The sequence below is a fragment of the Actinoplanes sp. CA-131856 genome, from assembly GCF_050956135.1.
GTDB lineage: Bacteria > Actinomycetota > Actinomycetes > Mycobacteriales > Micromonosporaceae > Actinoplanes.
The window spans coordinates 1,472,184-1,490,000 of record NZ_CP191849.1 but is presented as its reverse complement, the minus strand read 5'-3'; the positions used below and the strand labels follow the sequence as shown (position 1 = coordinate 1,490,000).

At 69.9% G+C, this 17,817-nt stretch carries 19 protein-coding genes, 2 tRNA genes and 1 pseudogene (1 of these 22 cut by a window edge); 10 read left to right on the top strand and 12 right to left on the bottom strand.

What is annotated here, in order from left to right; all coding sequences use genetic code 11:
- The 3 genes from ACQP2X_RS07180 to ACQP2X_RS07170 form a co-directional block, all read right to left on the bottom strand.
- Nucleotides 1-619: the 5' portion of a carbon-nitrogen hydrolase family protein gene (locus tag ACQP2X_RS07180; RefSeq protein WP_498695218.1), read on the bottom strand. 179 nt of this gene lie to the left of the window's left edge; 619 of the gene's 798 nt are visible here — the first part of the coding sequence; it begins with the start codon at nucleotides 617-619; its stop codon lies off the left edge, out of view.
- A gap of 129 nt (nucleotides 620-748) precedes the next feature.
- Entirely contained in the window at nucleotides 749-1,207 is a 459-nt protein-coding gene (locus ACQP2X_RS07175; RefSeq protein ID WP_498695217.1) for a hypothetical protein, read from the bottom strand.
- Between the two features lie 106 nt (nucleotides 1,208-1,313).
- Nucleotides 1,314-1,730, bottom strand: coding sequence for a nuclear transport factor 2 family protein (locus tag ACQP2X_RS07170; protein ID WP_498695216.1), 417 nt, complete (start codon nucleotides 1,728-1,730; stop codon nucleotides 1,314-1,316).
- A gap of 72 nt (nucleotides 1,731-1,802) precedes the next feature.
- On the opposite strand from ACQP2X_RS07170, the gene ACQP2X_RS07165 reads away from it, so the two are divergent.
- On the top strand, nucleotides 1,803-2,360 hold the full coding sequence (locus ACQP2X_RS07165) for a PadR family transcriptional regulator (protein WP_498695215.1): 558 nt from the start codon (nucleotides 1,803-1,805) through the stop codon (nucleotides 2,358-2,360).
- Nucleotides 2,357-3,283, top strand: a complete 927-nt coding sequence (locus ACQP2X_RS07160; protein ID WP_498695214.1) for a hypothetical protein — start codon at nucleotides 2,357-2,359, stop codon at nucleotides 3,281-3,283. Before ACQP2X_RS07165 ends, ACQP2X_RS07160 begins: the two co-directional genes overlap by 4 nt.
- Nucleotides 3,284-3,483: 200 nt before the next feature.
- On the opposite strand, the gene clpX is transcribed toward ACQP2X_RS07160, so the two are convergent.
- The 5 genes from clpX to ACQP2X_RS07135 all read right to left on the bottom strand — a co-directional run bounded on the left by clpX (nucleotide 3,484) and on the right by ACQP2X_RS07135 (nucleotide 7,926).
- On the bottom strand, nucleotides 3,484-4,773 hold the full coding sequence (gene clpX, locus ACQP2X_RS07155) for an ATP-dependent Clp protease ATP-binding subunit ClpX (RefSeq protein ID WP_097319854.1): 1,290 nt from the start codon (nucleotides 4,771-4,773) through the stop codon (nucleotides 3,484-3,486).
- 213 nt (nucleotides 4,774-4,986) lie between these two features.
- Nucleotides 4,987-5,652 carry an ATP-dependent Clp protease proteolytic subunit gene (locus ACQP2X_RS07150; protein WP_498657634.1) on the bottom strand — a complete coding sequence of 222 codons (666 nt, stop codon included), beginning with the start codon at nucleotides 5,650-5,652 and terminating at the stop codon, nucleotides 4,987-4,989.
- A gap of 11 nt (nucleotides 5,653-5,663) precedes the next feature.
- Nucleotides 5,664-6,293, bottom strand: a complete 630-nt coding sequence (locus ACQP2X_RS07145) for an ATP-dependent Clp protease proteolytic subunit (protein ID WP_097319852.1) — start codon at nucleotides 6,291-6,293, stop codon at nucleotides 5,664-5,666.
- A 166-nt stretch (nucleotides 6,294-6,459) separates the two neighbouring features.
- Nucleotides 6,460-7,815 carry a trigger factor gene (gene tig, locus ACQP2X_RS07140; RefSeq protein WP_498695212.1) on the bottom strand — a complete coding sequence of 452 codons (1,356 nt, stop codon included), beginning with the start codon at nucleotides 7,813-7,815 and terminating at the stop codon, nucleotides 6,460-6,462.
- A gap of 37 nt (nucleotides 7,816-7,852) precedes the next feature.
- A tRNA-Pro gene (locus tag ACQP2X_RS07135) sits at nucleotides 7,853-7,926 on the bottom strand.
- Nucleotides 7,927-8,058: 132 nt separating this feature from the next.
- Here ACQP2X_RS07135 and ACQP2X_RS07130 point away from each other — a divergent pair.
- A tRNA-Gly gene (locus ACQP2X_RS07130) sits at nucleotides 8,059-8,129 on the top strand.
- 291 nt (nucleotides 8,130-8,420) lie between these two features.
- Here the strand turns inward: ACQP2X_RS07130 and ACQP2X_RS07125 are convergent.
- Nucleotides 8,421-8,552, bottom strand: a pseudogene (locus ACQP2X_RS07125) (hypothetical protein); the annotation flags it as partial.
- 980 nt (nucleotides 8,553-9,532) lie between these two features.
- On the opposite strand from ACQP2X_RS07125, the gene ACQP2X_RS07120 reads away from it, so the two are divergent.
- The 5 genes from ACQP2X_RS07120 (at nucleotide 9,533) to ACQP2X_RS07100 (ending at nucleotide 13,579) form a co-directional block, all read left to right on the top strand.
- Entirely contained in the window at nucleotides 9,533-10,030 is a 498-nt protein-coding gene (locus tag ACQP2X_RS07120) for a PH domain-containing protein (protein WP_498695211.1), read from the top strand.
- Entirely contained in the window at nucleotides 10,027-11,544 is a 1,518-nt protein-coding gene (locus ACQP2X_RS07115; protein WP_498695210.1) for a PH domain-containing protein, read from the top strand. The genes ACQP2X_RS07120 and ACQP2X_RS07115 overlap by 4 nt, the downstream gene beginning before the upstream one ends.
- Nucleotides 11,545-11,621: 77 nt before the next feature.
- Nucleotides 11,622-11,942, top strand: coding sequence for an ArsR/SmtB family transcription factor (locus tag ACQP2X_RS07110; RefSeq protein WP_498695208.1), 321 nt, complete (start codon nucleotides 11,622-11,624; stop codon nucleotides 11,940-11,942).
- Entirely contained in the window at nucleotides 11,939-12,451 is a 513-nt protein-coding gene (locus ACQP2X_RS07105; RefSeq protein ID WP_498695207.1) for an SRPBCC domain-containing protein, read from the top strand. The genes ACQP2X_RS07110 and ACQP2X_RS07105 overlap by 4 nt, the downstream gene beginning before the upstream one ends.
- Before the next feature lie 330 nt (nucleotides 12,452-12,781).
- Nucleotides 12,782-13,579 carry an SDR family oxidoreductase gene (locus ACQP2X_RS07100; RefSeq protein ID WP_498700838.1) on the top strand — a complete coding sequence of 266 codons (798 nt, stop codon included), beginning with the start codon at nucleotides 12,782-12,784 and terminating at the stop codon, nucleotides 13,577-13,579.
- On the opposite strand, the gene ACQP2X_RS07095 is transcribed toward ACQP2X_RS07100, so the two are convergent.
- The gene (locus ACQP2X_RS07095; RefSeq protein ID WP_498695206.1) at nucleotides 13,572-14,279 is read right to left on the bottom strand and encodes a DNA-directed RNA polymerase II; all 708 of its coding nucleotides are present in this window, start codon (nucleotides 14,277-14,279) and stop codon (nucleotides 13,572-13,574) included. The two genes, ACQP2X_RS07100 and ACQP2X_RS07095, sit on opposite strands and share 8 nt — an antisense overlap.
- 116 nt (nucleotides 14,280-14,395) lie before the next feature.
- Here ACQP2X_RS07095 and ACQP2X_RS07090 point away from each other — a divergent pair, with 116 nt between their 5' ends.
- Both ACQP2X_RS07090 and ACQP2X_RS07085 read left to right on the top strand, forming a co-directional pair.
- Nucleotides 14,396-15,613, top strand: coding sequence for a GNAT family N-acetyltransferase (locus tag ACQP2X_RS07090; RefSeq protein WP_498695205.1), 1,218 nt, complete (start codon nucleotides 14,396-14,398; stop codon nucleotides 15,611-15,613).
- Nucleotides 15,614-15,819: 206 nt separating this feature from the next.
- On the top strand, nucleotides 15,820-16,275 hold the full coding sequence (locus ACQP2X_RS07085; protein ID WP_498700835.1) for a hypothetical protein: 456 nt from the start codon (nucleotides 15,820-15,822) through the stop codon (nucleotides 16,273-16,275).
- 126 nt (nucleotides 16,276-16,401) lie between these two features.
- Here ACQP2X_RS07085 and ACQP2X_RS07080 read toward each other — a convergent pair whose 3' ends face one another.
- Together ACQP2X_RS07080 and ACQP2X_RS07075 are read right to left on the bottom strand one after the other, a co-directional pair.
- Entirely contained in the window at nucleotides 16,402-16,866 is a 465-nt protein-coding gene (locus tag ACQP2X_RS07080; RefSeq protein WP_498695204.1) for a ribose-5-phosphate isomerase, read from the bottom strand.
- A 34-nt stretch (nucleotides 16,867-16,900) separates the two neighbouring features.
- On the bottom strand, nucleotides 16,901-17,812 hold the full coding sequence (locus ACQP2X_RS07075; protein WP_498695203.1) for an alpha/beta hydrolase: 912 nt from the start codon (nucleotides 17,810-17,812) through the stop codon (nucleotides 16,901-16,903).
- Nucleotides 17,813-17,817: the final 5 nt, after the last annotated feature.

Below are 17,817 nucleotides of genomic sequence, written 5' to 3'. Positions count from 1 at the left end.
GCCCCGCGGCCACCACGTAGCACTGGTTCTCGATGGCGCGGGCCCGCAGCAGAACCTCCCAATGGTCCCGCCCGGTGTGCATCATGAACGCCGCCGGCACCACGAGGACCCGCGCTCGCCCTTCCACCGCGAGCCGCCGATAAAGCTCCGGGAACCGCAGGTCGTAACAGATGGACAGCCCCGTCCGCACACCGTCGATCTCCGCGACCACGGTCTCGTCACCCGGCGCCACCGACCGGGACTCCTGATAGGAGACCCGTCCCGCGATCTCCACGTCGTACAGATGAATCTTGCGATAGCGCGCCGTAAGCTCGCCCGAGGGCGAGAAGACCAAAGAGGTGTTGTACGTACGTCTCGCGTCCGGCCCGTTCTCATGGAACGACCCCGCATGGACCCAGATCCCGAGCTCCCGGGCCGCCCGCGCGAAGAAGCCGGCGAACTCCCCATCGACACCCTCGGGCTTGGGCGCCCTGTCCCCCGGTCCCAGATAATCGACGTACTCCGGCAGCACAGCCAGCTGAGCCCCACCCGCCGCCGCCCGTTCGAGCAGCTCCCGAGCCGTAGCCAGGTTCTTCTCCCGATCGTCCCGGGCATTGAGCTGACACACCGCAACGCGCATGCCTGCAGCCTACGAGCGCTTCCGACCAACACCCAAGACCTTCAGACGTACGGCATGAAGCCCTTGCCCTTCGAGGTAAGCAACTCGCCGTCGTCGAAGCGTCCTACTAACTGAGGGGCCAGAAAACCTTCAGGACGGGGAAGTGCCATGACCAGTACGCCGGGCGCGGTCCAGCAGGCCAACGTAGAAGCGCCGATGAGCGGGAGCAAGTCGTGTCCAGACGAGGCGCCCAAGCCCCGTGTCGTAGCGAACGACCATCGCATGGGCGACCCGTCCCGCCTCCACGCGAAGCACCAGGCGAGCAGTGACGCCGGCACTCGCCCGCACGGCCAGCATCACAGCGCCGGCGTCGCTGTGCTGGATCCGCCAGCCGAGCACCTGCCCCGGCTTCTTCAGCGACGCCAGGTCGACACCGAGAAGCCTCCAGACGACAAGCATCTTGACCCGCTCCGACCAGGACGCCTCTTCCAAGATCCGCCGGGCCCAGGCCTCGGCGCCCAGCCTCTCCCCGGTGGCGAAGCCAAACCCTTCCCGGTAATGGACCGGCTCGAGCCCGGCCAGCCCCAAGGCCTCAGCACCGACCTCCACGTCGTAGACAGCTCCACTCCCCACCGCACGCTCCTCACACAACGCCGACACCCGCTCAGGAGTCCCTTGCCGAAGGTGAACAGGCCACCGAACGCCTGGCCGGTGGTCAGGCTGAGGGCTGGGACAGGCGGGACTTCATGGACTCGGCCAGGGCGAGGGTGGCGGAAAGGGGGCGGACCATGACGGTCAGTTCGGCTATGCGGCCGTCGGGGGTCTGGTGGATGAAGTCGCAGCCCTCCAGCTCCCGGTCGCCTATGTGGGCGCGGAAGACGAGCGCGTGGTCGAGGGCGCCGGGGGTGCTGATCTCGCGGACGTAGCGGAAGTCTTCGAAGACCTGGACCACGGCGCGGAGGATCTCGGCCACGGCGGGGCGGCCGCGGTACGGCTTGTGGACCACCGGGCTGTTGAAGACGACGTCCTCGTCCAGGAGGGCGATGGCGGCCGCGATGTCGCCGGACTCGACGGCGGCGCGGAAGGGGTGGACCGGAGGGTGGGCGGCGTTCGGAGGTGGGACTGCGGTCACGAGGAGGGCCCCTATACTCAACAAGTTGAATAGGTAGGCATGACGCTAGCCCGGCCACGGGAGGCTGTCCAGATGTCATTGCGGCATGCGGTTCTCGCGGCTCTGTCGCAGGGCGAGGCCTCGGGCTACGAGCTGGCCAAGCGGTTCGACGTGGCGGTCGCGGACTACTGGTCGGCCACGCCTCAGCAGCTCTATCGCGACCTCGAGAAGCTGGAACGCGACGGGCTGGTGGCGGCACGCGTGGTCGAGCAGCGGCGCCGGCCCACCAAACGGGTCTTCAACCTGACCGCGGCCGGGCGCCAGGCGCTGCGAGAGTTCGTCCGGCAGCCGGCGAGGCCCGCGGCGATCCGCGACGAGTTCCTGGTCCAGCTGCAAGCGGCCGGCGCGGGAGACGCCGACGCGCTCATCGTGGCCGCCGAAGCGCGCCTCGCACGGTCGCGGGCGAAGCTGGCGCGCTACGAGCAACTGCGCGAACGGCTGCTCGCGAAGCACGGCGAGCCCGACCCCATCGGGCCGGCCGTGGGACCGTCCCTCACGCTCATGGCGGGAATCATGTACGAGCAGCAGAACATCCGGTGGACCGAGCTGGTGCTGGAGCGGTTGCGCGGCGGAGAGGACGGGACGGCGTGACACGGCGGCTCGAGATCGAAGAAGCGGTTCCAGGGCTGCGGGAGTACGCCCGGGACGCCACCCGGCTGCGCCCGGCGCCCGGAGCGCCGGGCGTGGCGGAAAGCTCGGTCGGCGGGCCTCTGCTGTGGCCGGCCGGCGAGGCATGGCCGCGGTGCACCGACGGAGACCATTACCTCGACCGGCTCCTGACCGTCGAGACCGTGTGGCGGCAGCGGCGAATCTACGCGGCGGCGGAGGCGCGGGCCGCGGCCACCGGCAGACCGTACGGGGTGACCGACGCGGAACGGGCCGAGCTGCCGGGATACGACTACTCGGAGCCGCATTCGGCGGCGCGTCAGCCGATCGCGCTCGTGCCGGTGGCTCAGCTTCATCGGCGGGACGTGCCGGGAATCGACTGGCCGGAGGGTGCGGACCTGCTCCAGGTGCTGTGGTGCCCGCTCGATCATGAGTCGACGGGATACAACCCGCGGGTGGAGCTGCGGTGGCGGCGGGCCGCGGACGTCGGGGTGATGCTCGGGAGCGTGCCCCAGCCGGCCGTCGTCAACGACGATTATCTGGTCACGCCGTGTGTGGTGCGGCCCGAGGTGGTCCGGGAGCACGAGTACGACGGGCTTCTGCCGGAGGAGCTGCGGGACCAGGCCGAGCGGTGGGCGGAGCGGCACGGGCTCGACTACGCCGACGATCTGTCGGTGGCGCCGGGGTGGAAGGTCGGCGGGTTCGCCGACTGGTCGCTGAGTGACTGGCACGCGGTGGACTGCGCGGTCTGCGGCAGCCCGATGAAGCTGCTGATCACCGTGGCGTCCAGCGAGGACGACGGCGTTCCCCGGACTCCCACGGACGTCGTGATCGGGCGAGGCTATTCGCTGTACGTCTTCGTGTGCCCCCGGGACGCCCGCCATCCGGTGGGCACGGCCATGCAGTGAGCCGGCCCGGGCGCTGATGCGCGCCGAGGGCGGTCGAAGGGTGAGCCGCCGGGCCCGCCCGGCGGCCGGGCGCGGAGGGTGAGTGGCTACGGCCTGGCCGCTACGGACGGTGCCGGGTTTCTTGCGGTTGGGTCGGTTGTGCACCCGTACAGAAAAAACCGCCGTCTCTCGCAGCGAGAGACGGCGGCATCAAGCGGACGTCAGGCCGATTTTTCCTCGCGCTCGCGGCGGCGACGGCCGACGAACTCGCGCGGGACGATCGTGGGGTTGACGTTTTCGAGGACGACCTCGCGGGTGATGACCACGCGGGCGGCGTCGGGGTTGCTCGGGACCTCGTACATCACGGAGAGCAGGACCTCTTCCATGATGGCTCGCAGGCCCCGGGCGCCCGTGCCGCGCAGCATGGCCTGGTCGGCGATGGCCTCCAAGGCGCCCTGGTCGAACTCGAGCTCCACCCCGTCCAGCTCGAACAGGCGCTGGTACTGCTTCACGTAGGCGTTGCGGGGCTCGGTCAGGATCTTGATGAGGGCCTCGCGGTCGAGGTTACGCACCGTGGTGATGACCGGGAGGCGGCCGATGAACTCGGGGATCAGGCCGAATTTCAGCATGTCCTCGGGCATGACCTTGCCGAAGATGTCGTCGGTCTTGCGCTCGGTGATCGAGCGGAGGTTGGCGCCGAAGCCGACACCGCCGTGACCGACGCGGGACTCGATGATGCGGTCCAGGCCGGCGAAGGCGCCGCCCACGATGAACAGCACGTTCGTCGTGTCGATCTGGATGAACTCCTGGTGGGGGTGCTTGCGGCCACCCTGCGGCGGCACGTTGGCCACCGTGCCCTCAAGGATCTTGAGGAGGGCCTGCTGGACGCCCTCACCGGAGACGTCGCGGGTGATCGACGGGTTCTCGCTCTTGCGGGCGATCTTGTCGACCTCGTCGATGTAGATGATGCCCTGCTCGGCGCGCTTCACGTCGTAGTCGGCGGCCTGGATCAGCTTGAGCAGGATGTTCTCGACATCCTCACCGACATATCCGGCCTCGGTCAGCGCCGTGGCGTCGGCGATCGCGAACGGGACGTTGAGCATCCGCGCGAGCGTCTGGGCCAGGTGCGTCTTTCCGCAGCCGGTGGGGCCGATGAGCATGATGTTGGACTTGGCCACCTCGACGTCGCTGCCCGCACCGGGGGCGCCGCTCGACTCGGCCTGAATCCGCTTGTAGTGGTTGTAGACGGCCACCGAGAGGGCCTTCTTGGCCTGCTCCTGACCCACCACGTACTGGTCGAGGAACTGGCAGATCTCCATCGGCTTGGGAAGCTCTTCCCACTTCACCTCGCCGGTCTCGGCCAGCTCTTCCTCGATGATCTCGTTGCAGAGGTCGATGCACTCGTCGCAGATATAGACCCCGGGGCCCGCGATGAGCTTCTTGACCTGCTTCTGGCTCTTCCCACAGAAGGAGCACTTCAGTAGGTCGCCGCCGTCGCCGATCCGTGCCACCTACGTACTCCTTGTGCTCGTCGGCCGGCTGCCACCGGCCCGGATCCGAGGTCGAAACGCCCCGTTGCCTTCTCATCGTCTGCCGAACCGCGTAACTGAGGCTGCATGCTCGACGTTACCCGCAAAGGGGCTGTTCTCCGACCCCCCAAAACGGGCGTGTCAGGGGTCGGCCAGTCTAACTCGGGCCGGCCGGCCCCTGACGATACGCTTCTCTCAGCTGCCGCTGCCGACGGCCTGGAGCGTCTTCTTGCGGCTGACCAGGACGGTGTCGACGATGCCGTACTCCTTGGCCTCGTCCGCCGTCATGATCTTGTCGCGGTCGACGTCCTTGCGGACCTGCTCGGTCGTACGGCCGGTGTGGCGGGAGATCATCTCCTCCATCTGCGACCGCATGCGGAGGATCTCGCGGGCCTGGATCTCGATGTCCGAGCCCTGGCCGTAACCGCCCTCGGTGGCCGGCTGGTGGATCAGCACGCGCGAGTGCGGCAGCGCCAGGCGCTTGCCCGGGGTGCCACCGGCGAGCAGGACGGCCGCGGCGCTGGCGGCCTGGCCGAGGCAGACCGTCGAGATGTCCGGGCGGACGTACTGCATCGTGTCGTAGATCGCCGTCATGGCGGTGAAGGAGCCACCGGGCGAGTTGATGTACATCGTGATGTCGCGGTCGGGGTCGGAGCTCTCCAGCGTCAGCAGCTGGGCCATCACGTCGTTGGCCGACGCGTCGTCCACCTGCACGCCGAGGAAGATGATCCGGTCCTCGAACATCTTGTTGTACGGGTTCGTCTCCTTCATCATCCCGTTCGAGGAACGCTCGATGAAGGAGGGCAGCACGTAACGGTTGGTCACCGGCGCGAACCCGCGAGGCATCGTCAGGTCAGTCATTGTTCCGCTCCTCAGTTCAGCGTTCCGGCGCCCTCGGGAACCTGAGTGGCCCCGGTGATCACCTGGTCGATGAAGCCGTAGTTCTTGGCCTCCTCCGCCGTGAACCAGCGGTCACGGTCGGAGTCGCGCTCGATCTGCTCCTGGGTCTGGCCGGTGTGGAACGCGACCCGCTCCTGGAACATGCGCTTGGTGTAAAGCATCTGCTCGGCCTGGATGGCGATGTCGGCGGCCGTGCCGCCCATGCCGCCCGAGGGCTGGTGCATCATGATGCGCGCGTGCGGCAGCGAGTAGCGCTTGCCGGGGGTGCCGGCGCAGAGCAGCAGCTGTCCCATCGACGCGGCCATGCCCATCGCCACGGTCGAGACGTCGTTGTCGATGAACTGCATCGTGTCGTAGATCGCCATGCCCGAGTAGACCGAGCCACCGGGCGAGTTGATCCAGAGGTTGATGTCCCGCTCGGGATCCTCGGCGGAAAGCAGCAGCAGCTGCGCGCAGATGCGGTTGGCGACCGAGTCGGTCACCTCACTGCCGAGGAAGATGATGCGCTCGCGCAGGAGGCGGTTGTAGACCGAGTCGTCGAGGTTGCCACTGATGGAGTCACCGCGCAGCAGGGGGCTCGCGGGGAGGTGAAGATCGGTCATGGCAGCCCTTCAACAGCTAGCCGGCAGGTTGTCCGTCGTACGCCCAACCTAACCGGTGGAATGGGCAACGGCTTCCCGCTCGGGCAGGTGTTCGCTGACAGCGCACGCGCCCGGGAAAAAGCAGAGAGCCGCCACCCCAGGGGTGGCGGCTCCCGCCGGAGAGAACTCAGTGATTGTGGCCCTCGTGGCCGTGCTCCTCGTCGGAGGCGGCCCGCAGGTCGTCGAGCGTGAGGACGTTGCCCTCGGCGTCCTTCATCTCGACCTGCTCCATCACGGAGGCGAGCGCCTTGCCGCGACGCACGTCGCCGAAGACAGCGGCCGCCGCACCCGACTGGACGAGCTGGTCGTAGTACTGCTGCGGCTGCATCTGGGCGCGCTGGGCCCGGTGCACGATCTCGTGACCGAACTCGTCGTCGGAGACCTGCACGTCCTCCGCGTCGGCGATCGTGTCGAGCAGCAGCTGGATCCGGACGCCCTCCTGGGCCGCCTCGGTCAGCTCCTGGTCGATCTGCTCCTCGGTCTTCTCCTCGGAGGTGAGGTAGTCCTGCAGGGTCGCGCCGATCCGCTCGAGCTGATCGGTCATCGCCTGCTTGCGGCCCTCGACCTCGTCCTTGACGACACCCTCGGGAGCGGGGATCTCGGCCGCCTCGACGAGCTGCTTGAGGGCCTCGTCACGGGCCGCGTAGATCTGCTCGACCTTCTTGACCTTGGTGAGCCGCTCGCGCAGGTCGCCCTTCAGCTCGTCCAGCGTGTCGAACTCGCTGGCCAGCTGGGCGAACTCGTCGTCGATCTCGGGCAGCTGCTTGTCCTTGACGCTGCGGACGGTCACCGCCACCTGAGCGTCACGGCCGGCGAAGTCGCCGCCCACGAGCTGAGTGGTGAAGGTGGTGTCCTCGCCGGCCGACATGCCCACGAGCACCTCGTCCAGACCCGGCAGAAGCTGCTTGCTGCCGACCTCGTGGGAGATGTTGGTGGCCGAGCCACCCGGCACCTCTTCGCCGTCGACGGTGGCGTTCAGGTCGAGCTGCACGTAGTCGCCCTCGGCGGCCGGGCGCTCGACGGTCTTGAGCGTGGCGAAGCGCTCACGCAGGCCGTTGATCTGCTCGTCGATCTCGTTGTCGCCGATCTCCACGGCCGGGACCTCCACCTTGATGGTGGACAGGTCCGGAACGGTGATCTCGGGCCGCACGTCCACCTCGGCGGTGAACTTCAGCGGCTCGTTGTCGGCGAACTCGGTGATCTCGACCTCGGGCCGGCCCAGCGTCTTGACGTCGTGCTCCCGCACGGCGGCCAGGATCTGCTGCGGAATGGCCTCCTGAACCGCCTCGTTCAGGACCGCGCCACGCCCGACACGCTGGTCGATGACCGCTGCCGGGATCTTGCCGCGACGGAAGCCCGGCACCTGCACCTGCGCGCCGATCTCCCGGTACGCCTTCTGCAGGCTCGGCTTGAGCTCGTCGAACGGCACCTCGATGGCGAGCTTCACCCTGGTCGGGCTCAGAGTCTCGACGGTGCTCTTCACAGGCGTACTCCTTGTTGCTGCGGATAGATGTTGTCAGTCGGGGTGGCGGGATTTGAACCCACGGCCCCTCGCTCCCAAAGCGAGTGCGCTACCAAGCTGCGCCACACCCCGTGGCGACGGCCAGTGTATGCGGTCCGCTTCCCCACGCGTGCGCTGGAGTCACCTCAGGCACCTATCCGGTTCGCAAAGCCCGTGAAGGACCCAGTAAGCTGTGCGAGCGGACCCCGTCCAGGCGGGGGCGTTGCGGGCGTAGCTCAATGGTAGAGCCTCAGTCTTCCAAACTGATTACGCGAGTTCGATTCTCGTCGCCCGCTCTCCTTGAGGTGAAGTCTGCCCGCGGACTGCGCGGGCCTTGGCGGATCGCCATATCTACCTGGGGGCCGAGCCCCCAGACCCCCACGGTGCGGAATGGTTGCGCTGGGTTTGGGCTGAGGGATTAGGGCGCCTATCAAGGTGGCTAGGCCCTCGGCTGTGGTTGGGGTGGAGGCGGGCCAGCGGGTCATCAGCAAAGGGGCGGCGTGGTTCAGGATGACGCCGTCGCTTGCTAGGACGAAGTAGAGGGCCAAGGCTGCTGAGCGCGCGTTGCCGTCGGTGAACGGGTGGAAGAGCAGGACGTCCAGGTAGAGGCGGGCCGCCCGGGAAGGCAGCGGCAGGGACGGGTCGGTGGCTTCGGCCAGGCAGGTCTCGAAGGCCTCGGGCAGGTCGTCGTCGTACGCGTAGCGCTCCTGGCCGGTCATGGCCCAGGCGGATGTTGTGCGAAACGGGGCGGCGGGGACGTCGAGCACCTTCCGCTGCCATGCCTCCAAGCGGGCGAACGTGAGCGGGCCGCCGGCGGCCACGTCGGCCCGCACCAGGTCGAGCGCGGCCAGGATGCCGTCGGGGCCGTAGCGGCCTTTCGCCAGGTGCTCGGCGATGCCGTCGCGGGCGGTGCGGGCCGGGCCGGAGATGTGCTCGGCCGCCTGCGCCCACCGCGCCTCCAGCCGGACCTGCCGCCAGGCGGCGAGAGCGTCGGGGAGCGGTGGTGGGGCGGGCCGCGGCGCCCGGTCGGCGGCGGGCAGCTCGGTGCTGCGCCGGCTCGGCCAGTCCTGGGGCCACGTGTCGGGCCACGCGTCCTCCGGGGGCGGTGTGACGCCGGTGAGCATCGCCGCCAGGGACTCCGCGGCGTCGCCCACCTGGGCGCTCAGTGGGGAGACGAAGCTCGAGAACCGGCCGCCGATCGCGACGTCGACGAGCTCGGCGTGGTCGCCCGGCACCTCGGCGACATCCAGGAACCAATTCAGGGCCAGGGTGCAGACCGGGTACCAGCTCTCCTCCGCGCCGGACCGGGCCGCCACCGTCGCGACCAGCGAGGCGACCGTGGCCTCCCACGCTTCGGCGGCCGCGCGGGGCTCGGCCGGCAGGGGGTCATGTCCTGCTGCCACTGCCAGCGCGCGTCGTCCTCGGCGCGATCGAGGACACGCCCGGGTTCGTATCGGAAGGGAGCCGGTACGCCCCCCGCGGGAGCCACCGATCGCACGACGTCCAGCACCGTGCCCGGGTCGAACGGATGCCGACCGGGGTCGACGTCGGCCCATGTAAGAGTTTCGATCCGGCCATGGTGCCACGGCGCGGTCCTTGGTCTACCGACCCCATACCAAAGTAGCTTCCGGCGGTCGCATGGCCTCTCTACGGTGAAGTCATGGCCGCCTTCATGCACAAAGAGCGATAAGTCCGGTTCATGAGTACGGATATGGTGCGGCTCCGGCCGCCGCGACACCGGGTGGATCGGCGGTTCGTGCTGTGGCGGACGCTGCAGGCGCTGTTCTGGGGTGTCGGGGTCCTCGGGGCCCTCGGCGCGGTCTTTTGGTGGGTCGAGGTGAGCCGGAGCTGGCTGGGGCCGGTGCTGGTGATCCTCGGAGTGATCTATGCGGTGAACGTGGCGGTCATGCCGAGCTGGCGTTATCGGGTGCATCGGTGGGAGACGACCGACGACGCGGTCTACGCGCTTGAAGGGTGGCTCACCAAGAAGTGGCAGATCGTGCCGCTGTCGCGGATCCAGAGCATCGACACCGAGATCGGGCCACTGCAGGGGATGCTCGGGATCGCGACCATCAAGGTCACCACGGCGTCCAGTGAAGGCAAGATCTCGATCGAAGGGCTTGATGTCGAGGTCGCCCGGGAGACCGTCGATCGGCTGCGGGAGGTCACCGCGGCCACGCCGGGGGACGCGACATGAGCGACCAGGGGTGGCGGCGGCTCAGCGTGCGGGTCGTCTACATGGATCTGATCCGGGCGGCCGTGTCCTGTGGTGTGGGTTATCTGGGTGCGGTCGCCTTCAATGACGATGGGCCGGTGTGGGCGCTCGTCGCCGGGTCGCTGGTGGGGTTTCTCAGTGCGCTGAGCGATCTGGTGCGGTGGATGACCACGCGTTACCGGGTCGGCGCGGTGTCGGTGGAGATGCGCAGCGGATGGCTGTCCAAGCGGCACCGGACTGTCGCGCGGGACCGCATTCGCACGGTGGACAGCTCGGCCAAGCTGGTGCCGCGGCTGTTCCGGCTGCGGGTGGTGCATATCGGCTCCGGGGAGCAGGGGTCGTCGTTCACGCTCAACGCGCTGGACAGCGGGCACGCGGCACGGCTTCGCCGTGAGCTGTTGCCGAGCGCTCAGGACGAGGTCGCCGTGGAACCGGCCGGCGAGGAGCGCGGCGGGCGCGAGGTGATCGCTCGGCTCCGGTGGCGGTGGGTGGGGCTCAACATGCTCAGCGCGTGGGGGCCGGCCGTGGTGCTGGGGCCGCTCTTCGCGCTCTATTGGTTCCTGCGGCCGTTCGGGGTCGATCTGCTCGCAACCGGGCGGGACCTGTTCGGGTGGGACTCGCGGAGCCTGGTGTGGAACCTGGTGCTGTGCGCGGTGATCCTCTACCCGCTCGGGGTGGCCGGTTCGGCCGCCGCCTTCCTCGCCGAGAACTGGGGGTTCGAGCTGGCCCGGGAGGACGACGCCCTGGTGACGCGCCGCGGGCTGTTCACGACCCGTACGCTCCAGCGCGACGACCGGCGCATGCGTGGCCTGGCCTTCAAGGAACCTCTCGCCTGGCGCTGGCTGCACCTGACCGAGACCAGCGTCGTCACCACGGGGCTGCGGCAGACCGTCGAAGCGCCGTCGGGAACGATCCTGCCCCGGCTGCGCCTGGCCGAGGCGCGGGAGATCGCGGCCCGGGTGCTGCCGGACGGTCACCGGCCGCTGGAGGCGGAGCTGACGCCGCATCCCCGGGGCGCGTTGCGCCGGCGTCTGGGCTGGGCGATCTACGGTCCCGTGCTCATCTGGGGCGCGCTGGCGCTCTTCGACCTGCCCGGCGGGCTGTGGCCGCTGACCCTCCTGCCGATCACCCTGGCGCTGGCCGTGGTGGCCTACCGGTCACTGGGTCACGCCTTGGAGGGGCCTTATCTGGTCGTACGGCGGGGAGCGCTCAGCCGCGACACGGTTGCCCTCCAGCACGGCGCGGTGATCGGCTGGACGCTGCGGCAATCGATCCTTCAGCGCTGGGGCGGCCGGATGACCGTCGGTATCGCCACGGCCGCCGGTGAACGCCACTACCAGGCGCCGGACGCGGGTGTGGGCCAGGCGCTCGCCTTCATCAGCGGGGCCACGCCCGGCCTGGCGGCGCAGTTCATCGAGGGGGCCGGGGGCGCAGCGCCGGGCCGCCACCCAGCGCTGCGCGTCTCTACCCGTTCCAACGTGCGGGCGTCAACGTAACGGACTACTTCGACGCAGGTCTATGAAGAGAACTTTAAGCCTTGACATGTGACCTATTGGTCTCATAACTTTACGTCATGGCCGACGACGACCTGGTCTTCAAGGCGCTGGCCGATCCGAGCCGGCGCTTCCTGCTCGACCTGCTCTTCGCGCGTGACGGCCGCACGCTCACCGAGCTGGAGTCCGAGCTGGCGATGACCCGCTTCGGGGTCGCCAAACACCTGAAAGTGCTGGAAGAGGCGGGTCTCGTCGTCGCGCGCCGCTCGGGCCGGGAGAAGCTGCACTTCCTCAACCCGGTTCCGATCCGGCAGATCCACGACCGGTGGATCGACAAATTCACGGAGCGTCACGTCACCGCACTTCTCGATCTCAAGAACGCGCTGGAGGAAGAGCCATGACCACCGAGACCACCCAGGTTTACCGCGTCTGGATCAAGGCGAGCCCGGAGCGGATCTGGGCCGCCATCACCGATCCCGAGTGGACCTCGCGCTACGCCTACGCGGCGCCCGTGGACTACGAGCTCAAGCCGGGCGGCGCCTACCGGGCCCACGCCACCCAGGAGATGAAGGACTACGCCAAGGCGAACGGCTTCGAGGTGCCCGACGTCATCGTCGACGGCGAGGTGATCGAGGCCGACCCGCCGCGCCGGCTCGTGCAGACCTGGCGCATGTTGATGGACCCGGGCACCGCGGCCGAGCCGTTCACCACCATCACGTACGAGATCGAGGAGGCCAAGATGCAGCCGGGCGTCCACAAACTGACGCTGACCCACGAGGTCACCGGCGCCCCGCAGACGGCCGCCATGGTCGCCGGCACCGAGGACGACGGCGCGGGCGGCGGCTGGGCGTGGATCCTCAGCGACCTCAAGACGCTGGTGGAGACGGGAACCAGTCTCGCCGGTCGATAGCTGGCAGATGGTGCACGATCCGGCCGGGCTCCGAGGCGGCATCCGGGGCCCGGCCGGAGCTAGTCTCCCGCAGTGACCCTTCTCTGGATCGCCCTCATCGTGATCGGCATCGTCATGATCGCCACGGCCGTGTGGCCCAGCGTCCGCGGCGGGCGCGGCCCGCGCCACGACCGGCACGACGGCGCCTGACCGCGATTATCGAGGCTTTCTCCGGGCATACCGTGCTCGTCCGCTCACGAGCCGAAGGAGATCGCCGTGGACCCCCGCAGCAAATATCCAGGACCGGAGTACGACGGCGGCGACCTGGAGCCGCCCGGCCTCACCGGGCAGATGCCGCAGCGCCCCGACCACGGCGAACAGAGCTATCAGGGCTCGGGGCGCCTGGCCGGCCGCAAGGCCGTCATCACCGGCGGGGACTCCGGCATCGGCCGGGCAGTCGCCATCGCGTACGCCCGGGAAGGCTCTGATGTTCTCATCTCCTACCTGCCGGAGGAGGAGGAAGACGCCCGCGAGACGGCCCAGCTGATCGAGAAGGCGGGGCGCGTCGCGGTGCTCGTGCCGGGTGACATCCGCGACGAGGCGCACTGCCGGGCGATCATCGACCGCGCCCGGGCCGACCTCGGCGGCATCGACATCCTGGTCAACAACGCGGCCTATCAGATGGCCCAGCCGGGCGGGATCACCGACATCACCGACGAGCAGTTCGACCGGGTGATGAAGACGAACCTGTACGCCATGTTCTGGCTCTGCCGGGCCGCGGTGCCGCACATGGCGCCCGGCGCCACGATCATCAACACGGCCTCGATCCAGGCCTACCAGTCGTCCAGCGCGCTGCTCGACTACGCCACGACCAAGGGCGGCATCGTGGCCTTCACCAAGGCGCTGGCCGAGGACCTGGCCGAGAAGGGCATCCGGGTCAACGCGGTGGCGCCCGGCCCGATCTGGACGCCGCTGATCCCGGCCACGATGCCGGAGAAGAAGGTCAAGTCGTTCGGCTCCGACACTCCCCTGGGCCGCGCCGGCCAGCCGGCCGAGCTGGCTCCCGCCTACGTCTATTTCGCGAGCCAGGAGTCCAGCTACACCACCGGCGAGGTGCTCGGCGTCACCGGCGGCAAACCGGTCAGCTGATGTGGTCGGCCACCCAGTGGTAGGCGGTCATGACCCACTGGGTCTGCTGGAGGAAGGTGACGCCGACACCGGCCAGGAAGAGGGCGGTCACCAGGTGCGAGCCGCGTGAGGAGCGCCGGACCCGGCCGAACTGGCGCTCCAGCACCAGGTGGCCGACCAGGCGGGCCAGGCAGAACAGGCCGGCCGCGACGGCCAGGGTGACCAGGAAGACGATCAGCGGGGTGCCGAAGTCGCCGTCACCGGACAGCGTCCAGATGCCCCAGCAGACGAAGGCGAACAGCACGGCGGCGCTGGTCCACTCGCCGCCCCGGCGCATCTCGCTCCAGCGCCAGCTCAGCGCGGGCCGGTCGGGCGCCGCCTCGGCGCCGTGCCAGCCCGGGCTGGTGTGCTCGGGCTGGGTGTAGCGCGGCTGCGAGTTGACCTGGGCCCGGCCCCGGCTGAACGGCGACGCCTCCTCCGGCTTGGCGAAAGGCGCGGTCGGCGGCATCTGCCCGGAAGACTGCGGTCCGGAGGACGGTGGACCGGAAGGCCGCGGTCCGGAGGACGGCGGACCGGAAGGCCGCGGACCGGAGGACGGCGGGCTGGAGGACGGCGGGCTGGAGGACGGCGGGCCCTCCACCGGTGTGGTGGGCGCGTCGGCCCACGGATCCTGCGGCGGCATGTCGAGCGTCCGCTCCGACCACTGCGGTTGCTCAGGCATCGCTTTCCCCTTCCGATCGGCGGGAGTGGCCTCGGTTTCAAAGCCCCCGCCATTCCGAGGGTAACGAGCCCGCAAATAGTTCGCCTTGCTGGCCGCGGTCCGTTACACAAGTGCGCATGGACGATTCCGTACGCCTGCGCGCGGCCACCGCCGCCGATCTCCCCGCGATCGCCGACCTGATGGGCCAGGTCTTCCACGAGCACGTGAGCGACGACTTCCGTGACTGGGAGATCCAGATCACCGAGGCCGAGCGCTCGCTGGTGGCCGACGACGGTGGCCTGGTGGTCGGTCACGCCACCGCGCAGACCCGGGATCTGACCGTGCCCGGTGCCGTGATCCCGGCCGCTCATGTCACCGGCGTCGGCGTCGCACCCACCCATCGGCGGCGGGGTCTGCTCAGCGGCATGATGCGCCGCCAGCTCACCGAGATCGCCGAGGCCGGCCGCGAGGCCGTGGCGGTGCTCTGGGCCAGCGAGACGGCGATCTACCCGCGCTTCGGGTACGGCTCGGCCGCCGACCGGCTCCGGCTGGAGATCGCCACCCGCGAGCTGCGCGTCACCGCCCCGGCCCAGAGGGTCCGGCTGCGCATGGTCAAGCCGGCCGAGGCTCGGAGCGAGCTGGCCGCGCTGCACGACCGGCTCCGCGCCGACCGTCCCGGCTGGTCGAGCCGGGCCGACCACTGGTGGCGCTATCTGCTGCGCGACGGGAGCGACCAGCGTGACGGCGCCACGGGCCTCTACGGCGTGATCGTGGACGGCGACGAGGGCCCGGCCGGATACGCGCTGTGGCGGGTCAAGAACGGCTGGAACAGCTACGGTCCCGACGCCACTGTGCGCATCGACGAGGTCGTGGCGGCCGACCCGGTGACGTACACCGAGCTGTGGCGCTTCCTGCTCACCATCGACCTCGCCCGCAAGGCGTCCTACAGCTACGCCACGGTCGACGAGCCCCTGCAACATCTGGTGGACGAGCCGCGCCGGCTGGGCCGGCAGTACGCGGACGCGCTCTGGGTCCGCCTGGTCGACGTGCCGGCGGCGCTGGAGTCGCGGCGCTACCTGTTCCCGGTCGACGTCGTCATCGAGGTCACCGACCCGATCGTCGAGGCCAACAACGGCCGGTGGCGCCTGACCGCAGACCAGGACAAAGCTTCCTGTGTACGCACGGAGGACGCACCCGACCTCAAGTGCACGGTCACCGAGCTCGGCGCGGCCTATCTGGGCGGAACGTCACTGGCCACGCTGGCCGCCGCGGGCCGGGTGGAGCGGCTGACAGCGAACTTCCCGTCGGCCGCGTTCGGGTGGCACCGGCAGCCGGGCGCCCTCGAGGTGTTCTGAGTGAGGCCCCCGGCGGTAACGTCGGCGTCATGGGTGAGCCCGAACGCCGACGTCGCCGCGTGCGTCCCTCCCACGCGTCCCCGCCCCCCGCGCCGCCCGGGCCCGACGACGAGACCACCGAGCCGCCCGCGGGATCGGCCATGACCACCCCGGTCCTCGACCCAGGCCTCGACCCGGTCCCCGACCCACCGGCCTCCACCCCGCCGGTGCCCGGCCCACCCCCGCCCGGCTCAGCCCACACCGAGGCGGCCTACGGAGCGCGGCCTGCCGAAAGAGGTCACGGACAGCGGCCCGCCGAGAGGTGGCACGGAGAGCGGCCCGCCGAAAGCAGCGCCGGAGAGCGGCCCGCCGAGGAGCGCGCCGCCGAGGCCGAGCCGGTGCCAGGCCCGCCGCGGGCGAAGCCGTCCGACGGGCGGCCCCAGCGGAACGGCTCGCCGGGGCGCCGCACGCTAGGCAACGGTCCCGGTGGCGACGACCGTGAGGTCGAGCGCGGCCTGCGCGGCCTCGTCGGCTCGGGATCGTCGCAGGTCAGCGTGGGCGCCGCCCTGCGGGCCCGCGACGCCGCCCGCCCCACCGACGAGCATCTGGCCGACGCCGACGCCAACCTCACCATCGTCAGAAGGAACTGGGTCCCGCGGGAAGACCTCCCCCGGAACAGGTAACCCGCGATCGCCGCCGGTGACTTGGCAGTCGGTTTTTCGACGCCCGCGGGGTTTGCGGGTGGCGGGAAATCGCCTGCCAAGTCACCGGTTACAAGGCGATCGCCCGCGGAGCGAAGCGAAGCCAGCTCAGATGGCCGGGAGCTCGCGGGTGCGCTCGTAGTCGGCCAGCTGGGCGATGCGGCGGGCGTGGCGCGGGTTGCCCGAGAACGGGGTGGCCAGGAACGTCTCGACGAAGGCCGTGGCCTCGTCGAGGGTGTGCTCGCGGGCGCCGATGCTGATCACGTTGGCGTCGTTGTGCTGGCGGGCCAGCTGGGCGATCTCGGTGCGCCAGACCAGGGCGGCCCGGACGCCGTCGATCTTGTTGGCGGCGATCTGCTCGCCGTTGCCGGAGCCGCCGATGACGATGCCGAGCGAGCCCTCGTCGGCCACCACCTTGGCCCCCGTCTGCAGGCAGAAGGCCGGGTAGTCGTCCTCCGGGTCGTAGACGTGCGGGCCCACGTCCACGACGTCGTGGCCCTGCTTGATCAGGTGGTTGACGAGATGCATCTTCAGCTCGTAGCCGGCGTGGTCGGAACCCAGGTAGACGCGCATGCTCACACTCTCTCAGAACGGAAATCGCGAAAGGTCAAAAGCACAGGGCGGCGCGCAGGACCGCGGCGATCTGGTCGGCCGCGGCGCGGGCGTCGTCGATCACGGCCAGTTTGCGCGCGAAGCCATGATTCACCCCCATGTAGCGGGTGTGCACCACCGGGACGCCCGCGGCGAGCAGCGCGTCCGCGTAGTCGGCGCCCTCGTCGCGCAGCGCGTCGTACTCGGCCGTGATGATCAGGGTCGGCGGCATGCCGGCCAGGTCGGCCGCGAGCGGGGCCACGTCAGGCGTGAACCGCAGGGCCGGGTCCGGGACGTACGTCTCCCAGGCCAGTTTCATCGAGGCGCGGTCCAGGCCGTACGAGCCGACCTCGTCGTACGACTCCGAAGCGGTCATCGGGTCGATCGCCGGGTAGATCAGCACCTGGTGGTCCAGCGGCGTGGCCTGGTCGCGCTGCCGGCGGGCGGCCACCGTGGCCAGCTGGCCGCCGGCGCTGTCGCCGCCGATGGCCAACCGCGACGGGTCGACCCCGAGATCGGCCCCCGACTTGCGGACGAAGGACAGGACCGTGTCGACGTCGTCCTGGGCGGCCGGGAAGACGTGCTCCGGGGCCAGCCGGTATTCCACCGACAGCACCGCGCAGCCCGAGCGGTCGGCGATGCGGCGGCACAGCCGGTCGACGGTTTCGACCGTGCCGTAGCACCAGCCGCCACCGTGCAGGTAGACGAAGACCGGCGCGTCGGTGCGCGTGGCGTAGAGCCGGCACGGCACCCCGTCGGCGTCCACGTCCACCACGACCGGCAGCGGCAGCTCCGGGCCGGTCTCCACCTCGATCGCGTCGATCATCGCCTGGCGGATGGCCTGGAGCTGCTCGTAAGGGTCGGCGGAGGAGAGGGCGGGCGGACGGGAACGGAGCCCGGCCGCCGCCGTGACCTGCGGATTCAGCATCGTCG

What these genes read in the sequence shown, in the direction of transcription:
- ACQP2X_RS07090 (WP_498695205.1), top strand. Translation starts at nt 14,396, where the DNA reads ATGGACGATTCCGTACGCCTGCGCGCGGCCACCGCCGCCGATCTCCCC.
- ACQP2X_RS07115 (WP_498695210.1), top strand. Translation starts at nt 10,027, where the DNA reads ATGAGCGACCAGGGGTGGCGGCGGCTCAGCGTGCGGGTCGTCTACATG.
- ACQP2X_RS07110 (WP_498695208.1), top strand. Translation starts at nt 11,622, where the DNA reads ATGGCCGACGACGACCTGGTCTTCAAGGCGCTGGCCGATCCGAGCCGG.
- ACQP2X_RS07165 (WP_498695215.1), top strand. Translation starts at nt 1,803, where the DNA reads ATGTCATTGCGGCATGCGGTTCTCGCGGCTCTGTCGCAGGGCGAGGCC.
- ACQP2X_RS07145 (WP_097319852.1), bottom strand. Translation starts at nt 6,293, where the DNA reads ATGACCGATCTTCACCTCCCCGCGAGCCCCCTGCTGCGCGGTGACTCC.
- ACQP2X_RS07080 (WP_498695204.1), bottom strand. Translation starts at nt 16,866, where the DNA reads ATGCGCGTCTACCTGGGTTCCGACCACGCCGGCTACGAGCTGAAGATG.
- ACQP2X_RS07105 (WP_498695207.1), top strand. Translation starts at nt 11,939, where the DNA reads ATGACCACCGAGACCACCCAGGTTTACCGCGTCTGGATCAAGGCGAGC.
- ACQP2X_RS07150 (WP_498657634.1), bottom strand. Translation starts at nt 5,652, where the DNA reads ATGACTGACCTGACGATGCCTCGCGGGTTCGCGCCGGTGACCAACCGT.
- ACQP2X_RS07100 (WP_498700838.1), top strand. Translation starts at nt 12,782, where the DNA reads ATGCCGCAGCGCCCCGACCACGGCGAACAGAGCTATCAGGGCTCGGGG.
- ACQP2X_RS07095 (WP_498695206.1), bottom strand. Translation starts at nt 14,279, where the DNA reads ATGCCTGAGCAACCGCAGTGGTCGGAGCGGACGCTCGACATGCCGCCG.
- ACQP2X_RS07120 (WP_498695211.1), top strand. Translation starts at nt 9,533, where the DNA reads ATGAGTACGGATATGGTGCGGCTCCGGCCGCCGCGACACCGGGTGGAT.
- ACQP2X_RS07075 (WP_498695203.1), bottom strand. Translation starts at nt 17,812, where the DNA reads ATGCTGAATCCGCAGGTCACGGCGGCGGCCGGGCTCCGTTCCCGTCCG.